The sequence below is a fragment of the Natrarchaeobius chitinivorans genome (assembly GCF_003841505.1).
GTDB classification, from domain to species: Archaea; Halobacteriota; Halobacteria; order Halobacteriales; family Natrialbaceae; genus Natrarchaeobius; species Natrarchaeobius chitinivorans.
On sequence record NZ_REGA01000008.1, the window covers coordinates 153,701 to 170,161 of the forward strand.

A 16,461-nucleotide genomic window follows, 5' to 3' on the forward strand; every position below is an offset into this window, starting at 1 on the left:
CGGGAGTGAGCGCCACGCGCTGGGAGAGACGGTAACCCTTTCGGCGTCGCCTCCCAGACACTCCGTATGGATTCGATCGAGGAGAAACGCGTCTTCGGGGACCGATCGGGCGCACTCGAGGCGTACGTCGCGAGCGCGCTGGGCGTCGTCCGCGTCCGCATCGCCGGCGAAACCGTCGGCGAGTTCGGTCTCTGTGCGCGCTGTGACGCACGCGACGTCGCGACGAACGGGCAGAGAGTCGCCATCGCGACCGACGAGGACGTTCGAGTGCTCGACCTCGAGACCGGAACCGGGGACGACGAGGGGCGGGAAACGGCCGCCGACCGGTTCGTCGATACCGGGTTCGGTCCGTCGGTCGCGGTCGGCTACGACGGAACGGACCTCCTCGCTGCCGACGCCGACGGGACGATTGCGCGAACGACGGCCGAACGCGACGGGTGGGACCGACTCGAGGCCGATTCGATCGCGTCGGTTCGGGCCATCGACGCCGACCTCGTCGCGACCGACGGCGGTGTGTATCGCTTCCACGACGGCGACCTCGAGCACGCGGGGCTGGCCGACTGCCGTGACGTCTCCGCCCCGGGAGTCCCCCTCGCGGCCACCAGTGACGGCGTGTACAGGCTCGGTAACGGCTGGATGGTCGACCTCGACGGAGCCTTCGAGATGGTCGCGGCGGACCCCCGCTCGACGCCCGGACGACTCGCGCGCGCTCACGCCGTCTCCGGCGAGACGCTCTACGCGTTGGACGGCGGTGTCTGGAGCGAGATCCCCCATCCCGGTGGGCGGATCGTCGACGTCGGCTACGGCGAAACGGTGTACGCCGTCACCGAGGACGGCCGATTTCTCGTGGCGACCGACGACGGTACCGACGAAACCGAAGCCAACGGGTGGCGAACTCGCTCGCTCGGAGTCGACGGCGTCACCGGACTCGCGGTCGTGTCGACACGATCGACGACGTGACCGGCCTGGACTCGGTCGACTCGAGCGGTCTTCGGGGAACGACTCGAGCGGGAGAAGAATGCGGGCACCGAGAACGAAAACCCGTTTACCCCGCGGGCTGTGGGGTCGAGTATGATCGTCAGTGGATCCACGTCACAGGCGCTCGCCGCGGCGCTCGCGCGGGAACTCGAGGAACCGCTCGCGCCCGTCGAGTACGACCGTTTTCCCGACGGCGAACTGCTCGCTTCCGTTCCCGGTATCGGCACACGGGAGCGAGCGGTCGTCGTCGCGTCGACCGTCTCGAGCGACGCCCACCTCGAGGTGCTCTTGTTACAGGACGCCCTGCGTGAGGCCGGCGTCGACGAGGTCGTGACGGTCCTGCCGTACATGGGGTACGGCCGTCAGGACAAATCGTTCGAGTCCGGCCAGCCCGTCTCGGCGCGAGCGGTCGCGCGCGCGATTTCGACCGGAACCGATCGCGTCCTCACGGTGAACCCCCACGAGGAGTCCGTGTGTGAGTTTTTCGAGCCGACTGCGACGGCCGTCGACGCGGCGGGTCGGCTGGCCGATCCGCTTCCCGACGACCTCGTCGATCCCGTTTTCCTCTCCCCGGATGCGGGTGCCATCGATCTCGCCGAGACGGTTCGAGACGCCTACGGCGGCGGCGAGACGGACTACTTCGAGAAGACGCGCCACTCGGGCACCGACGTCGAAATTTCGCCGAGTGACGTGGACGTCGCCGCTCGAGACGTCGTGGTCGCTGACGACATCATCGCGACGGGATCGACGATGAGCGAAGCCGTCGCCGTCCTCCAGGACCGCGGCGTCGACCGCGTCTTTCTCACCTGCGTCCACCCGCTTCTGGTCCGGAACGCGTACACGAAGCTCTCGCGGGCCGGCGTCGAGGCGATCTACGGCACCGACACGATCGAGCGGGAGACCAGCGCCGTCTCGGTCGCACCCTATCTCGCCTCGAGACTGTAGCCGTCGTCGCCGTCCTCGTTTCGCGTTCGTTTCTGCTCGCTCACCCGTCCCCGAAATAATGTCAGGTGTTAAGTAATTTCGATCCGCTGGTCTACGTGACACCGACCGGAACGGCAGCCAGACGCCGGTCGACAACCACTCTCGAGAACCGATGCACGGAATCGTTCACAAGACACTCAAAGAGTACGTCGTCGAACGCACGGACGAGACCTCATGGACCGCGATCGTCGAACGGTCCGGTCTCGAACCATCGCTTTACTTACCGGTCTCACACTACGACGACCGCGAGTTCGAGGCGATCCTCGAGACGCTGTCGGAACTCGCCGTCCAGGACCGGCCGGAGATCGAACGCTCCGTTGGACGGACGCTCGCTCCCGCATTGCTGTCGACGTTCGATGCCCACATCCGAGCCGAGTGGGGACTCCGCGAGTTCCTCGACAATCTCGAGTCGATCACGACGGCTGTCGACGCGTCGGCGGGGGAGACGTCCGTTCCCCACCTCTCGTGTCGACGGGACGGCGACGACGCACTCGTCACGTACCGCTCCCCGCGAAACTACCACGACGTCGCCCACGGAATTCTCGAGGGCGTCGTCGACGAGTTCGATGCGGACGCGACGGTCGCCGTCGATCGGCGAGACGACGAGGGCGTCTGGACCTTCCGCGTCGCCCTCGAGTGAGACGGATCGACGCCATTCCTGCGAGTCACTCCCGGCGAGAGCGTGAAAACGGGGGTGTCACCGCCGTCGCTATCAGGACCGCCAGTAACGCGGCGAGCGCTCCACCGACGCCGAACCCTGGTAGCGGTTCGTCTTCGATACCGATCGCCGAGTCCGTCGACACCGAAACCGTCGTGGACGCGTCGCCGATCGCGACCTCGTACCCTCCGTCGTCGTCGAACGAGAGTTCCGTCTCGATCGTCTCGGTTTCGCCCGGCTCCACCCGGACGAGGTGTTCGTCGACGACGCCGTCGACCGTCCGCACCTCGAGTAAGGCAGCCCCCGCTCGATCGTCGCGGCTCTCGAGCGTCGCCCTCACGGTCGCCGGTTCGCCGGGTTCGACCGTTTCGGGCTCGACCGAGAGATCGGCGACGACGACGCTCGAGTGGGGGCGGACGTGAACGGGTATCCGCTCGGAGCCGACCGCGAGTTCGTACGCACCGGGTTCCGTCGGGGTCCAGACGAGTCGATCGGTCGTTCGTTCTCCCGGCGAAAGCGTCGTCTGGCTGTGATCGACGATTCTGCCGTCGACCTCGAGCGTCGGGTCGGCCGTCCCGTCCCTGTCGCCGACGTTTTCGGCCGTAACGGGGACGCTCACGCGCTGGTCGACGGGAACCGTGATCGACTCTTCGCTCGCGCGATCACGGACCCACGGCTCGTCGGCGACCTCGATCGATTCGGCGTCGAGCCCGTACTCGATCGTGGCTCCCTGGAGGCCGAACGCCGACCCGTGATCGGCCTGGCTCCACATCGCCGGCGTCTCGTCGGTCCGCGTGTAGCGTTCGGCGACCGAACGGACCTCCGGCCCGCCCGCGGCCTCGAGCAACTCGAGGAACTCGGGTTCGGTCACCCCGTCGCGGGCGTTCAGCAGCCGAAAGACGTCGACGAGCGTGCGGTCGCCGTCGGTCGCCTGTCGCAGGGTCCGATCGATCTCTCCGTAGACGAGTCGGCCTTTGACGTAGTCGGTCCGGCCGTCCTGCCAGGTGGTCGGATCGACGAGCACCCCGTCGGCGTACGGCGATCGCTCGCCGGCTCCGAGGTGGCGGCTGAACTCCTCGAACTCGATGAGTCCCAGTTCGAACGAGAGCAGTGCCGCGTAGTACTCCGCCTGCGCTTCGGTCAGCCACTCGGTCCCGGACCCGGCGTCCGCTTCGCCCCCACCCCCGGTGAATCCCTGCCGCACGTGGACGTACTCGTGAACCCAGACGTTGGTCGGGTCCTCGAGGGGCGCATCGGCGACGACCCAGGCGTCGGCGTCACCGTACTGGACGCCCTGAGGACCCAAGTCGACGTCGGCTGGGGCGGCGACGACGAACACCTCGTCGCTCCGGGCTCCGACGTCGAGGCGCTCGCTCGCGTACGCGAGCGTGTCGAGAACGTCCGCCGGTCTTTCCTCGAGATCCGCGGCGTCGGGGACGACGAGCCTGATGGTCTCCCCGCCGACGGTCCGCTGGTGTTCGGTCACCTCCCCGAAGAACGCGATGTGGCCGCCGGTCGCGCCGGGACCGTCGATTTGCACTGTCTCGTCGTGACCGACCGACTCGGTCTGGCGCAGTGATATGTCGATGCCGGGAACCTGTACGATCCCCCACTCCCCGGTATCGACGAAAGTGTATCCATCGTTCGTCGCTCCCGTAAAGGCCTCCGCGTCCGACGCGACAGCGGGCTCTACTCCGTCCGACGCGAGCCCGATCGACCCGTCCGCCTGCGGCTCGAATCTGACTGATCCGTCCGCCTGCGGCCCGATTTCGGCAGTCGAGTGTGAGTGGTGACCCACGTCGCCGGTCCGATTTGCCGGCCTCGTAAAGCGAACCACCGGTTCGTCGGTTTCCCCGGTCCACCGGAGCCAGCCGTCGCCGGTCTTCTCGAAGCCGTCCGTCGATTCGATCTCGGATCGTTGCCCGACGTGAATCTCGAGATCGACGACCGGGTCGGGAACCCGAAATCGCTTTTCAGTCTCGAACGTCCCGGGCCGATCGGGGAGATGTCGAAGCGTCGTCGTCCGGTGAAGGACGTCGTTCGCGCCGTCGTTGTCGGCCCTCGAGGCCACTGCCGGATGGGCCGCGTTCGAGACCGCCGCCGTCTCGCCGGGTGCAGCCTCGAGGTCGCCGCCCGCTGGGGCGTCGCCGGGGTCGCCGGATCCGACGGAACCGGACGTCGAACCCGCGATTCCGGTCGTCGCACCCGCAACGCCCGCCGGGAGCGAACCCACCAGCAGGACGACGAACGCGAGGACGACGAACCGGTTACTCATCACCCCGCTTCTGGGGAGTCAACGGGCATGACTGTTGTGAAAATCGTACGGTCGGCGGGGCTGAAACACGCCCAACGCGAAGCGGCGAACGGTCCCCCGAGATCGGACGGTTTCCTGTCCGTCAGTTCCGGCCCACCCGCGACCCGGGCGGTGGGTACGCCGGGACGTCGGTACAGCAATCCGTATCAGTCCGACGCTTCTGGCGTCGCGAGCGGCTCGATCGCGATCGTCATCTCGACGCCTTCGACGTCCCACTCCTTGCGATGGCCGTCGTCGTCCGCCACGTCTCGAATCTCGTCGGCGCGAACCTCTTCGCGAACGAGGCCGTCGCGCTGTGCGACGAGATCCGCGACCCGGTCGTCGTCGATCTCGAGGTCGAGGACGATCCGTTCCTCGACGTCGAGTTCGAGGTCCTTTCGCATCTCCTGGACCCGGCGGATGACTTCGCGAGCGTACCCTTCGCTCTCGATGTCTTCGGTTAGCGACGCGTCGACGTAGACGACGCCGTGGTCGTCGCCGTCGAAGCCGAACGCGGTTCCGGCGATCTCCTCCGGCGTCTCGGTGACGAACGAGACCATCGACTCCTCGAGTTGTGCTCGCGGCTCATCGCCGCCCGAATCTTCCGCGGAGCGTTGCTCCGCACTCTCGCCGTCCTCGAGGACGTCCGCGACGGCGTCCTCGAGTGCCGCGAGGTCCGGTTCGTCGATGCGAGCCTCGTTGAGCGCGTTCATCACCTCGCCCGCGCGACCGCCGAACGCCGGTCCGAGTTCGCTCATGTCGGCTTCGGCGCTGTAGGCGAGTTCCTCCCAGCGGTCTTCGGCGGAGACGACCTCGATCTCGCGGGCGTTGAGCCGATCCTCGAGCAGGCCGGTGTGACGCGAGACGGCGTCGATGACGCGGTCGTCGTCCGCCGCGATCACGACCCGCGGGACGGGCCAGCGGAGCTTTCGGCCGGCCTGCTGGCGGGCGTTCGCACCCGCTTCCTCGATCGCCCGCAGGAACGCGACGTCGGTCTCGAGGCGGTCGTCGACGAACCGGTCGTCGACGGTCGGCCAGTCTTCCATGTGAACCGTGTCGTGGCCGTCGTCGCCGGTGAGCGTTCCGTAGATCTCCTCGCTGACGAACGGGGCGTACGGCGCGAGCAGGACGACGGTCTCGCGCAACACCCGGTAGATGGTGGCGTAGGCCGCCCGTTTCGAGGCGCTGTCCTCTTCTTCCCACATGCGCTCGCGGACCGCCTGCACGTAAAACCGCGAGACGTCTTCGACGACGAACTCGAGTAGCGCCTCGAGGGCGCGGTCCTGTCGGAACTCCTCTAAGTGCTCGGTCATCTCGGCTTTCGTCGACTGGAGCCGAGCGAGGATCCACTCGTCGAGGGCCTCGAGATCCGACTCCACTGACTCGAGCGTGGTTTCGGTCGGATCGAACCCGTCCAGTCGCATGTACGGGAGCGGGAACCGGAAGACGTTCCACAGCGTCCGCAGGTGGTTTTCCATCGTCTGCATGCCGTCCCACGAGAATCGCATGTCGTCGCCTTGCGGGTTGTTCGACAGCAAGAACGTGCGCATGACGTCGCGGCCGTGGCGGTCGATGGCCTCGTGTGGGTCGACGAGGATGTCCTTGGATTTGCTCATCGCGCGCCCGTCTGGCATCAGCGCGTGGCCGTGCATCAACACCTGCTCGTAGGGGCTCTGCCCGAGCGCCGCAGTTCCCATGCCGAGTTGCGACCAGAACCAGCCCCGCGTCTGGTCGTGAGCCTCGAGGATGAGATCGGCGGGCCACAGCTCCTCGAAGCGACTGTCGTCTTCGGGGAAGTCGAGCGTTCCCCACGTCGCGACCGACGAGTCGAGCCAGACGTCGAAGACGTCCGGAACGCGGGTGTACGTCGTCCCGTCTTCGGTGATCGTGAGGTCGTCGACCGTGTCCTTGTGGAGGTCGACCGTCTCGGGGTCGACGTCCTGGTCGACGCGCTCGGCGAGTTCCTCGCGCGTGCTGATGACGATCATTTCCTCGTCGTCTCGCGCTCGCGACTCGTCGCCGTCGTCTCGGGGCTCCGCGCGCTCCTCGGGCGTCCAGACGGGAAGCGGGATGCCCCAGTAGCGCTGCCGGGAGACGTTCCAGTCCGGCGCGTCCTCGACGAAGTCCCGGAACCGGTTGTCACGGGCCCAGTCGGGGTACCACTGGCTCTCCCCGATGTTCTCGAGCAACTCGTCTTTGACGTCCGTGATCGTGATGAACCACTGGTCGGTGACGATCTGGACGATGCCCGTATCACACCGCCAGCAGTGACCGTAGCTGTGGGTAGTCGTCTCGGCGGCCAGCATCGATCCGTTCTCCTCGAGGTCCGAGATGATCTCCTCGTTGGCTTCTTTGACGTACTGGCCCTCGTAGGCACCGGCGTCGTCGGTGTAGACGCCGTCGCCGCCGACGGGACAGAAGATCGGGAAGCCGAGTTCGCGCCCGCGCTCGAAGTCCTCCTCACCGTGGCCCGGCGCGGAGTGGACGAGCCCGGTCCCGTCGCCGTGGGTGTCGACGTAGTCGGCCGCGTAGACCTCGCAGGCTCCCTCGTGGTCGGGGTGGTCGGGAACCTCCTCGGAAAGCGGGTGCTCGTACGACCAGCCGATCAGGTCCTCGCCGGTGAGTTCCTCGACGACCTCGTAGTCGTCGTAGCGACCCGCTTTCAGGACCGCCTCGTGTTTGGGCTCGGCGACGTACAGCAGTTCGTCCGTTCCGTCTTTCTCGGCGCGGACGCCGACGTACTCGCCTTCTTCGTCGACGGCGACGAAGGTGTTCGCCGGGATGGTCCACGGCGTCGTCGTCCAGATGACGACCTTCCCTTCACGATCCTCGAGATCGAACGCGACGTAGATCGAGGGGTCCTCGACGTCCTCGTACTCGACCTCGTTGTTCGCGATCGCCGTCTCACAGCGGGGACACTGCGAGATCGATCGGTGGCCCTTCTCGACCAGATCGCGGTCGGCAGCCTTCGAAAAGCCCCACCAGGCGGCCTCCATGTACTCGGGGCTGACCGTCCGGTAGGGATCGTCCCAGTCCATCCAGACGCCGAAATCCTGAAAGTCGGACTGGAGCCCCTCGAGCTGTTCGTTCGCGTAGTCTTTACACTCCTGGATGAAGTTCTCCTCGCCGAACTCCTCGATGTCCTTTTTGTTCTCGAAGCCCAGTCGCTCTTCGACGCGGGTCTCGATGGGGAGGCCGTGCATGTCGTACCCCGGTCGGTCGGTGACGTCGTACCCCTGCATCCGCAGGAATCGGATGTACACGTCTTTCAGCGACTTGTTCCAGGTCGTCCCCATGTGCGCGGAGCCGGAAGTGTACGGCGGCCCGTCGACGAAGAAGTAGGTTTCACCGTCCGATCGGTGTTCGACCGTCTGCTCGTAGGCGTCGACGTCGTCCCAGTAGTCGAAGATCCGCCCCTCGAGTTCGTGCGGATCGTACTGGTCGTCGACCTCGGCGAACCTGTCCATACGTGAGGTGATTCGCTCCGAGAGTAAAGGGGAATCGGTCCTCTGCGAGGGAGTTTCTCCCGCCAGATCGAACCACGGCGGTGTCGCCCGTCAGATCGAACCACGGTGGTGGCCCGCCCTGCTCGTGGGCAGATCCGTGGGTGCGGACCGATCAGCGACTCGAGACGAGCACCTGGGCGAAGACCTTCTTGTACGCGAGTCCGTAGACGCCAGCGTAAATCATGACTGCGCCGATGGCAGCGAGCCAGAACGCGCTCATGAGGTCTCCGCTTCCGAGGTGCTGGACGCTCGCGTACTCGGCGGCGAGGCCGCCCGCGGTCAGGATTCCTGCGAGGAGCGTGTACGCGAGTAAGGGAAGCAGTTCTGCGAGTAGTTCGGGTGCGGCCGGTGCCATTACCGATCAGAGCAACTCAATCGAGGTAAATCTGTCCCTCCGGTCGTCGGTCCGACCGAACTCGACCGGTCCAGGTATAAACGCGTCGAGACCAAGTGCCGGGTGTGTCCCCCACCAGTCCCGATCCGGACTCGAGCGCCGAGTCGACGGTAGAACCGGCGTTTCCGGACTCGCGTCACGTCCTCGAGGCCGGCTGTGCGCGCTGTCCCGCACTCGCGAGACACCGCGAGTGTATCTCGTGGGGAACCGGATCGCTCGAGGCGAGCGTCTTCGTGATCGGCGAGGCTCCCGGGTACGGCAACCCGGAGGCCGACCGCTGGCGCGGCGGAAACTGGACCGGAAAAGCCTACACCTCCCGCCACTCGGGTCGGCGGATCCGCCGGATGCTCGAGCGAATCGGTTACGACGACGCCTACTACACGAACGCAGTGAAGTGTTTCCCCGCCGATCCGGACGATCCCTCGAGCAACCGGGAACCGACCCCCGAGGAGCGGGCGAACTGCCGGCCCCACCTGCGTTCGGAACTCGAAACCGTCGATCCCGAGGTCGTCATCGCGACCGGCAAACACGCGACGGCGACGGTCCTCGCCGCCGAGGGTCGCGACCTCGAGGGTTTTCTCGAGACCGTCCTCGAGCCGATCCGATGTACTGAACTCGGGGTCCACCTCGTCCCCGTCGTTCACCCGTCCTACCAGGACGTCTGGATCGGCCGCCTCGGCTACGAACCGGCGGAGTACCTGGAGGCGATCGGCGAGACGCTCGACCGACTCTGTGAACCGTCGCTCGAGCGGTAACGCCGATCGCGGTTCGAACGACACCGACGCCGAGAAATCTATGGACTTCTACGATAACCCCTCTAGTACCATGGGCGCTCGAATCGGCGTTATTTCCGACATCCACATGCGAAGCGGCCATCGATCCGAGATCCGTCGCCGCCTCGAGTCGACCGCGACCCACCTCCGCGAGTTCGACCCCGACCTGATCGTCGTCCTCGGCGACGTCATCGAGGAAGAAGACGAGCGGACGGACGCCGAACACGTCGAACTCGTCGACGAGACGCTCGAGTTCGACTGTCCCGTCAGGTACCTCGCCGGAAACCACGATCCGGTCACGCTCTCACGCGAGCGCCTCGAGGCGCTGTTCGGCAACGATCTCTGGGGAACGCGGCGAATCGGCGACGAAAAACTCGTCTTTCTGGATACGTCCGCGCCGTGGGTCGAGGGCTCGCGAGGGGAACTCACCGACGAGCAACTCGCGTTCCTCCGCGAGGAGATCGCGGCCGGCGAGCCGGTTACGATCTTCGTCCACCACCCGATCCACTACTACGACGTCTCGAACTCCTACTGGTGGGCGACGTATCCCGAACGGGCGTTCTGTGGTAACAAAAAGGAGGTGACGGACGCGCTGGATCCGGAACTGGTCAGGGGGACGATCAACGGCCACACCCACGAGAACGCCCTCACGAACTACCGCGGAATCGAACACGTGACGCTCAACGCCTTCAGCAAGGAGACTCGAGAGAAGCCTGTCACGGGCACGTACGCGGAGGTCGTGATCGACGACACCGTCGCGGTCTCGGTCAAGGTCGCCGACGAACTCGTCAGGGCGTACGAATTCTAGTACCCTCCCAAGCGTCGACTGCTGAGCGAAATCGGACCACACCGCAGTATTTCGCTCATCAGTGCAGGCTTGGGACGCCACTAGGGCCACACCAGCCCGTATCACGGGACGAAAACAACAGCCCGTATCACGGGACGAAAACAACAGTCCGTATCACAGGACGAAAATCGACACGACGCCGAAGCCGATCCCGACGGCGATGAGGATGGCGTTGTAGATCACGACCGGTTTGATCAACGAGCGCTCGATCGTCGCGGCGAAAAACACCTTGACGCTGATGGAGGCGGCCGTTCCGGCGATGACGCCGAGCACTCCGGTCTCGGGAGTGATCTGTCCCGTGCTGACGAGCGTGACGGCCGTCGTCGCGGCGGTTCCCGAGGAGACGAGGCCGGCCAGAAACGTCGCCATGACGAACCCACTCGCGCCGATGATCTCCTGGGCTCCCGCCGAGACGAGCAGGACGATCAGGAACAGACCCCCGAACGTGAGGGCGTTTCGAAGGCTGAACGGCGACTGGAGGTCCGTCTCGAGGTCGGCCGTCCAGTCGCTCGTGTACATCGAGAGGAGAACGCCGGTGACCGCGATCGCCCCGAGCGGGAGGCCGACGGTCAACACCTCCGAGGGGATAAACGCCGCGACGACGACGGCGTTTCGAATCGCCATCGCGGCGTTGGCGAGCAGGATCGCCCCGACCGCGAGGCCGGTCAACGACGGGTCTCGAGTGGCGCGCTTTGCCATCTCGGCGATGACGGCCGTCGAATTGACGAGACCGCCGAAAAAGCCGGTGAAAGCGATTCCACGCCCCTCGTATTGCTTGACGAGGATGTAGTTGACGAACCCGATCGCGCTGATCGCGATCACCAGAATCCAGATGACTCGCGGCTGGATCGCGTTCCACGGACCCATCGTCTCGTTCGGGAGCAACGGATAGATGACGAACGCGAGAACGACGAACTCGGTCGCCGAGCGAACTTCCTCTTTCGAAAGTCCCCACGCGAACTCGTGGAGTTCCCGCTTCAAGACGAGCAACAGCGAGGACATCACCGCGACGGTCACGCCCTCGAGGTACAGCCCTTCGGCGACGAGCACTCCGATACTGTACGCGACCAGCATCGATACCGAGGTCGTCAGCGAGAGCCCCTCGTGTTCCTCCTGGATGAAACTCCGGATCGCCAGCAATACCGCGTGTGCGATGATCAGGATTCCGCCGATGATGAGCAACCCGTCGTAGTCGACTACGACGAAGACGGCACCGAGCAGGCTGATCAGCGCGAACGTCCTAATCCCGGCGGTCTTCTGTGACCACTCGCGCTCGAGTCCGAGAAAGAGTCCGAGGAGGGTCGCGATGACGAGGTTGGCGACGGTCGTATCGATCTCGGTCAACAACGCGCTCTCGATACCCGCGTCTATCACGACGTATCACCTCCGCTGGCGCTCCTCATAGACGGATCGTGGTGGTTTCCCCGGCCGGGTCGATGACGTACGGCATATCTCCGATAGAACGGCCGGACGGGTTTAACAGTTACGAATGTGAATTGTTGTCATAGTTTGTCTATATAGTAATATATACTCTCTGCGCTTGGATCGAAAATTACGATCGTCGGCCTCGCTCGGTAGCAATCCGGGTATCGCCGCCGGATACTCTCGAGTAACCTTCTTACGGCGGGCCGACAGACACAGGTCTATGAGTACGATCTTCAGCCAGATCGTCGAGGGGGAGATCCCCGCACGAATCGTGTACGAAGACGAGACGACGATCGCCTTTCTGGACGCGAACCCGCTCGCGCCGGGACACACGTTAGTCATCCCGAAAGACGAACACGAACGGCTGAACGACGTCCCCGAGGACGTCGCGTCAGATCTCTACGCGACGATCCACCGGCTGGTCCCCGCCGTCGAGGACGCGGTCGACGCCGACGCGAGCACGGTCGCGTTCAACAACGGCGACGCGGCCGGACAGGAAGTTCCCCACGTCCACTGCCACATTATCCCGCGCTTCGAGGGCGACGGCGGCGGACCGATCCACGGCGTGGCCGGCGACCCGCCGGAACTCGCTGACGACGAACTGGACGCGATCGCAGACGACGTCGAATCGCGGGCATGACCGGCGGGCTCCTCGCACAGTTTCGCGAACACCCCGTCGCGTTGACCCTCGAGGTCGGGAGCGTCCTCGTCTGCGTTCTGTTGTTCGTCGGCGTGCTCGTCCTCCTCGCGAGCGGCCCGCCGACGGGAACCGCGACGCCGTGGCTCGCCGTCGTCGGAATCGGCGCGGCGTTCGTGCTGTTCTGGACCGCACTGGTCCCCCTGTACGAGCGAACGGTCGGCCCGATCTGACCCGGCGGCGGCCTCGAGTCGACGACCGTATCTCTCGACTGATAGGTCTACCGTGCCGATCTACCGTACGAGAGCAGGCGGGGCCACGGTCTCACCGGAAATGACGTCCAGTAGTCCGGACGAACTCGCGTCGCCGAACGTCCGCATCGAACCGTCAGAACAGCGTTCCGATCAGCAGGTCGCCGTAAACCAGCGCGATGACCAGCCCGACGAAGACGGGCACGAGAAACGGCGTTCCCGGCGAAATCCAGACCGTTTCGGACTCCGTCAGAACCTCGAGACCCTCCCGGAGTTCCGTCGGCGAGGTTCCGTACGCCGTTCCCTCGATGTCGTCGAAGAAGGCCTCCACACCCCACGGGTCGTCGTACGACGGGACGCCCGCGTCGACGCTCTCGGTTTCCACGTCGGCACGTTCGGTTTCCGCGCCGGGCGAATCCGTTTCGGATCCGTCTTCCTCGAGATCCGCCGTTCCGCCGTCGCCTCTCGGTTCGGCGGTGACCGCGCCGTCCGTCGGCGGGTTCGGCTCGTCGGGAATCGTCGCCGGATCGCGGTACCGGTCCGGTCGCTCGCGGACGTCGGCGAGCGTGAGCCCTCGCCACCGAAGATACATACGCAAGGCGTCGAGGTCGAGCCCGCTTCGGCTCAAGCCGGACGGCGTCTCGAGCAGCGTTCCGTGCGTGGTCGGTATCCGATCCCACTCGACCGGCCAGCCGACGAACATGACGGGGGCGATTCGCCCCGCTGTGGCGTTTCGGATCGCGAGGGCGACCGGAATCACGACCCCGACGACGACGGCGTTCGTCAGTATCGTAAACGAAAGCGAGCCAGTCGGCGTCACCGTGAGGGGAACCGTCCATGACCCGATCACGTACTGCGGGAACGTCGGGAACAGCAACGCGAGCACCATGAGCGCTTTCGCGTCGGCACCGCCGAACCCGCCGAACCACCAGAACAGGTACGCGATGGGGACGACCAGACCCAGGCTGACCGCCGCAGGGAGGAGGAACTCGTGGGTCCACGCGTTCCCGCCGGCGCTCCAGGCGAGCCAGCCGTCCCAGGCGAACAGAATCCCGCCGAGGGCCGCGAGCGGGATCCAGACGCCGCTCGAGACTCGCCGGGTTTTGACGTCGCGAACGGCGACCCACGCGAAGACGGGGACGGCGACGAGCCGGAGGAGGTCGGGAATCGTCGCGACCGTACCGGAGAGTGTCACGTACGGCTCTCTCGAGCGTGACGGTGTTATACTTTCGGAGCCGTTCGACCGACTCGTACGGATTACTGTAACTGTTTACCGGCGCACCCGCTGCCCGGGTCGCGGGTGCGCCGGCAATGACTTACAGTAAACCGCCTCAATGCACGACTCCTCCGCGTCATTGGAGGCGCTCGACGCGTTCGGCGGCGGATGGAAGTGACGGCCGTCAGTCGGGCGAGGGAAGTCGTGCGGATGCACGTCCCAGCGAAGGTTCGACCGTCGGAGTCTGTATGGTGGACGTTGTAGTCGTCGACCGTCGTCTACCCGATGTCCAGCCGAGCGGAACTGGCCGAACCGATCCCATCGGCCACGGTCATCGTCAACGTCGTCGGATCCACCGGGTCGTCTATCTCGCCTGTCGCCATCGGTTCCAGTCGCTCGAACTCCGCCCGAAAGTCGAAGAGTGACGGGCTGTCGGTCGGTCCGCGCAGCGAGTGTGATCCCTCGGCGACGTCAGGCGCGTCGTTCTCCGGCGCTGGCATCTACGGGTTCTTCTCTCCCATGATTAGAAATCGCACCGTTGGAAATCGTAATTTCTGAAATCGAAAATTCTATTCGATCGGAGGTGCTACGGACTGTATGGAGCAATTCGTTGATCGGGATCTCGAACTCGGTCAACTCACGGACTGCTACGAGTCCGAAACGGCGGATTTCATCGTGATCTACGGCCGCCGTCGCCTCGGTAAGAGCGAGCTCGTGCGTCAGTCCATCGACGAGCGGGACGACGCTATCTACTACCAGGCTGTCGAATCAACTGCACCGAATCAGCTCGAACAGTTCGTCGAAACCGCTACTGCACAGTACCCTTCGTTACGGAACGTCCGCCGCGACTGGGAGGCAATCCTCGAAGCACTCGGTGAGCAAGATGCTGTCGTCGTCATCGACGAGTTCCCGTTCCTCATCGAGGAGGACGAGTCGTTACCGTCCCGAATTCAACGCGTCTGGGATACGGCGTTACAGGAGACGGGGATGACGCTCGTGCTCGTGGGCTCGTCGATCAGTGTTATGGAAGACAAGGTGCTTTCTGGAAGCGCACCGCTGTACGGTCGGCGGACGGCAACGATCGATCTCAAACCACTCGACGTGACCGATGCACGCCAGTTCTTCCCGAAGTACGATCCCGAGACTGCCATCTCCGCGTGGTCGATCTACGGCGGCACACCGTACTACCTCCAGACCATCGACCCCGACCAGCCGTTAGGGACGAACGTCCAGCAGGCGATCCTATCTGAGCGCGGCCTTCTGTACTCCGAGCCCGAGTTCCTGCTGCGTACCGAACTCCGACAGCCGAATACGTACTTCAGCATCCTCCGTGCGCTCGCCCACGGGCGGGCCACCCCGAACGAGATCGCGGGCATGGCTGGTGTGGGGTCCGGATCGCTAAGCACGTACCTCCAGAAACTCCGCCGGCTCCGCCTCGTCGAGCGTCACATCCCTGTAACGGAATCACCGACGTCTTCGAAACGCGGTCGGTATCGCATCTCCGCTCCACTGTTTCGGTTCTGGTTCCGGTTCGTGTACGGAAACCAGGACCAACTTCGTATGCTCGGCGACGACGCGTACGACGACCTCGTCGAGCCCGAACTGGCGGATTACGTGAGCCCGTTGTTTGAACGCCTCTGCCAGCGCAAACTCCCGGAGTTCATCGACCGACGGTTCCGTGACATCGGGCAGTGGTGGTTCAAGGAGCACGAACTGGACATCCTCGGACTCACTACTGAGGGACTCGTCGCTGGTGAATGCAAGTTCACCTCCCGACCTGTGAGTGAGGGTGTCCTCTCCGATCTCGAACGAACAGCATCGGAAGTGCGATGGTCAGAAGGGCCAGCAGACGGAGAGACGCTGTACGTCTTGTTCAGCCGCTCTGGGTACACCGACGACCTCAAACGCGCCGCCGACGAGCGTGACGACGTCCTCCTCTTCGAGTTATCCGATCTGGTCACTCCCGATAGCAACTCGTGAGCAGTATCCAGCCTCGGTACCTTACAAAGCATCGCCAGGTAACTCACTTTGAGTCCGATGCGGATTGACCGCTTTCACTCGTTCTGGAAGGGCAGACCAGCCAGCGCTCGCCGCTTGCTGAGACGTTTCAAATGCCATTATAATCACGATAGGCCGAGTCAGACGCTAAACGGACGAACTCCTGTTGAGGAGGTACGAAACTATAGTAGCCACTGGAAGTCAATGCACACCTGATCGCACGAAGGCTGTGCGATCAGTGTGTAAATAGTTCCAGTTGTATTCGTCTTTAGCTAAGACTCACACCTCGGTTGCGTAGCGGTAGCGAGCGTCTCTTGTAACACTGGCCGTTGCTGGTGAATCTTCTGTGCGTCGTCGATCAGTCGGTCGAGCAGCGGTGGCGGCGAGTAGCCGAGATATTCGCCAAGTTCGTGGAGGATGAGCTGGGCGTGCGACCGGAAGGTCGCCGCCCAGCGTTCCGGCGGAAACACGATCTCATCGTCCGCTTGTTCGGTGACCAGA

Annotated in this window: 14 protein-coding genes and 1 pseudogene; 8 read left to right on the plus strand and 7 right to left on the minus strand. The window is 64.7% G+C overall.

The window, feature by feature from the left end:
* The first annotated feature begins 66 nt into the window (after nt 1-66).
* The 3 genes from EA473_RS11165 to EA473_RS11175 all read left to right on the plus strand — a co-directional run bounded on the left by EA473_RS11165 (nt 67) and on the right by EA473_RS11175 (nt 2,602).
* Entirely contained in the window at nt 67-960 is an 894-nt protein-coding gene (locus EA473_RS11165) for an HVO_0234 family beta-propeller protein (RefSeq protein ID WP_124195746.1), read from the plus strand.
* A 111-nt stretch (nt 961-1,071) separates the two neighbouring features.
* Nucleotides 1,072-1,923, plus strand: a complete 852-nt coding sequence (locus EA473_RS11170) for a ribose-phosphate diphosphokinase (protein WP_124195747.1) — start codon at nt 1,072-1,074, stop codon at nt 1,921-1,923.
* Between the two features lie 151 nt (nt 1,924-2,074).
* Nucleotides 2,075-2,602 carry a heme NO-binding domain-containing protein gene (locus EA473_RS11175; protein WP_124195748.1) on the plus strand — a complete coding sequence of 176 codons (528 nt, stop codon included), beginning with the start codon at nt 2,075-2,077 and terminating at the stop codon, nt 2,600-2,602.
* Between the two features lie 25 nt (nt 2,603-2,627).
* Here EA473_RS11175 and EA473_RS11180 read toward each other — a convergent pair whose 3' ends face one another.
* The 3 genes from EA473_RS11180 to EA473_RS11190 form a co-directional block, all read right to left on the minus strand.
* Nucleotides 2,628-4,895, minus strand: a complete 2,268-nt coding sequence (locus EA473_RS11180; protein WP_124195749.1) for a hypothetical protein — start codon at nt 4,893-4,895, stop codon at nt 2,628-2,630.
* 185 nt (nt 4,896-5,080) lie between these two features.
* The gene (gene ileS / locus EA473_RS11185; protein ID WP_124195750.1) at nt 5,081-8,380 is read right to left on the minus strand and encodes an isoleucine--tRNA ligase; all 3,300 of its coding nucleotides are present in this window, start codon (nt 8,378-8,380) and stop codon (nt 5,081-5,083) included.
* A gap of 151 nt (nt 8,381-8,531) precedes the next feature.
* Nucleotides 8,532-8,774, minus strand: a complete 243-nt coding sequence (locus EA473_RS11190) for a hypothetical protein (protein ID WP_124195751.1) — start codon at nt 8,772-8,774, stop codon at nt 8,532-8,534.
* 104 nt (nt 8,775-8,878) lie between these two features.
* Between EA473_RS11190 and EA473_RS11195 the strand changes: the two genes are divergently transcribed.
* Together EA473_RS11195 and EA473_RS11200 are read left to right on the plus strand one after the other, a co-directional pair.
* Nucleotides 8,879-9,568, plus strand: coding sequence for a uracil-DNA glycosylase (locus EA473_RS11195; RefSeq protein ID WP_124195752.1), 690 nt, complete (start codon nt 8,879-8,881; stop codon nt 9,566-9,568).
* Nucleotides 9,569-9,638: 70 nt separating this feature from the next.
* Nucleotides 9,639-10,394 (plus strand): metallophosphoesterase family protein, encoded by a 756-nt coding sequence (locus tag EA473_RS11200; protein WP_165875264.1) that lies wholly within the window; start codon nt 9,639-9,641, stop codon nt 10,392-10,394.
* Nucleotides 10,395-10,547: 153 nt separating this feature from the next.
* Here EA473_RS11200 and EA473_RS11205 read toward each other — a convergent pair whose 3' ends face one another.
* On the minus strand, nt 10,548-11,807 hold the full coding sequence (locus EA473_RS11205) for an MgtC/SapB family protein (RefSeq protein ID WP_243645234.1): 1,260 nt from the start codon (nt 11,805-11,807) through the stop codon (nt 10,548-10,550).
* A gap of 271 nt (nt 11,808-12,078) precedes the next feature.
* Here EA473_RS11205 and EA473_RS11210 point away from each other — a divergent pair, with 271 nt between their 5' ends.
* Nucleotides 12,079-12,498: an HIT family protein gene (locus EA473_RS11210; RefSeq protein ID WP_124195754.1), complete on the plus strand. Its 420-nt coding sequence runs from the start codon at nt 12,079-12,081 to the stop codon at nt 12,496-12,498.
* On the plus strand, nt 12,495-12,728 hold the full coding sequence (locus tag EA473_RS11215; protein ID WP_124195755.1) for a hypothetical protein: 234 nt from the start codon (nt 12,495-12,497) through the stop codon (nt 12,726-12,728). The genes EA473_RS11210 and EA473_RS11215 overlap by 4 nt, the downstream gene beginning before the upstream one ends.
* A gap of 154 nt (nt 12,729-12,882) precedes the next feature.
* Here EA473_RS11215 and EA473_RS11220 read toward each other — a convergent pair whose 3' ends face one another.
* Both EA473_RS11220 and EA473_RS11225 read right to left on the minus strand, forming a co-directional pair.
* Nucleotides 12,883-13,941: an A24 family peptidase gene (locus EA473_RS11220; RefSeq protein ID WP_124195756.1), complete on the minus strand. Its 1,059-nt coding sequence runs from the start codon at nt 13,939-13,941 to the stop codon at nt 12,883-12,885.
* A 299-nt stretch (nt 13,942-14,240) separates the two neighbouring features.
* A complete protein-coding gene (locus EA473_RS11225; protein ID WP_124195757.1) occupies nt 14,241-14,462 on the minus strand; it encodes a hypothetical protein in 222 nt (73 codons plus the stop codon).
* Nucleotides 14,463-14,559: 97 nt separating this feature from the next.
* On the opposite strand from EA473_RS11225, the gene EA473_RS11230 reads away from it, so the two are divergent.
* The gene (locus EA473_RS11230; RefSeq protein WP_124195758.1) at nt 14,560-15,942 is read left to right on the plus strand and encodes an ATP-binding protein; all 1,383 of its coding nucleotides are present in this window, start codon (nt 14,560-14,562) and stop codon (nt 15,940-15,942) included.
* A 290-nt stretch (nt 15,943-16,232) separates the two neighbouring features.
* Here EA473_RS11230 and EA473_RS11235 read toward each other — a convergent pair.
* A pseudogene (locus EA473_RS11235) lies at nt 16,233-16,461 on the minus strand (IS4 family transposase); the annotation flags it as partial.

Excerpts from the sequence above, each read along its gene's own strand:
- EA473_RS11165 (WP_124195746.1), top strand. The coding sequence starts at position 67 with ATGGATTCGATCGAGGAGAAACGCGTCTTCGGGGACCGATCGGGCGCA.
- EA473_RS11170 (WP_124195747.1), top strand. The coding sequence starts at position 1,072 with ATGATCGTCAGTGGATCCACGTCACAGGCGCTCGCCGCGGCGCTCGCG.
- EA473_RS11175 (WP_124195748.1), top strand. The coding sequence starts at position 2,075 with ATGCACGGAATCGTTCACAAGACACTCAAAGAGTACGTCGTCGAACGC.
- EA473_RS11180 (WP_124195749.1), bottom strand. The coding sequence starts at position 4,895 with ATGAGTAACCGGTTCGTCGTCCTCGCGTTCGTCGTCCTGCTGGTGGGT.
- ileS (WP_124195750.1), bottom strand. The coding sequence starts at position 8,380 with ATGGACAGGTTCGCCGAGGTCGACGACCAGTACGATCCGCACGAACTC.
- EA473_RS11190 (WP_124195751.1), bottom strand. The coding sequence starts at position 8,774 with ATGGCACCGGCCGCACCCGAACTACTCGCAGAACTGCTTCCCTTACTC.
- EA473_RS11200 (WP_165875264.1), top strand. The coding sequence starts at position 9,639 with ATGGGCGCTCGAATCGGCGTTATTTCCGACATCCACATGCGAAGCGGC.
- EA473_RS11210 (WP_124195754.1), top strand. The coding sequence starts at position 12,079 with ATGAGTACGATCTTCAGCCAGATCGTCGAGGGGGAGATCCCCGCACGA.
- EA473_RS11215 (WP_124195755.1), top strand. The coding sequence starts at position 12,495 with ATGACCGGCGGGCTCCTCGCACAGTTTCGCGAACACCCCGTCGCGTTG.
- EA473_RS11225 (WP_124195757.1), bottom strand. The coding sequence starts at position 14,462 with ATGCCAGCGCCGGAGAACGACGCGCCTGACGTCGCCGAGGGATCACAC.
- EA473_RS11230 (WP_124195758.1), top strand. The coding sequence starts at position 14,560 with ATGGAGCAATTCGTTGATCGGGATCTCGAACTCGGTCAACTCACGGAC.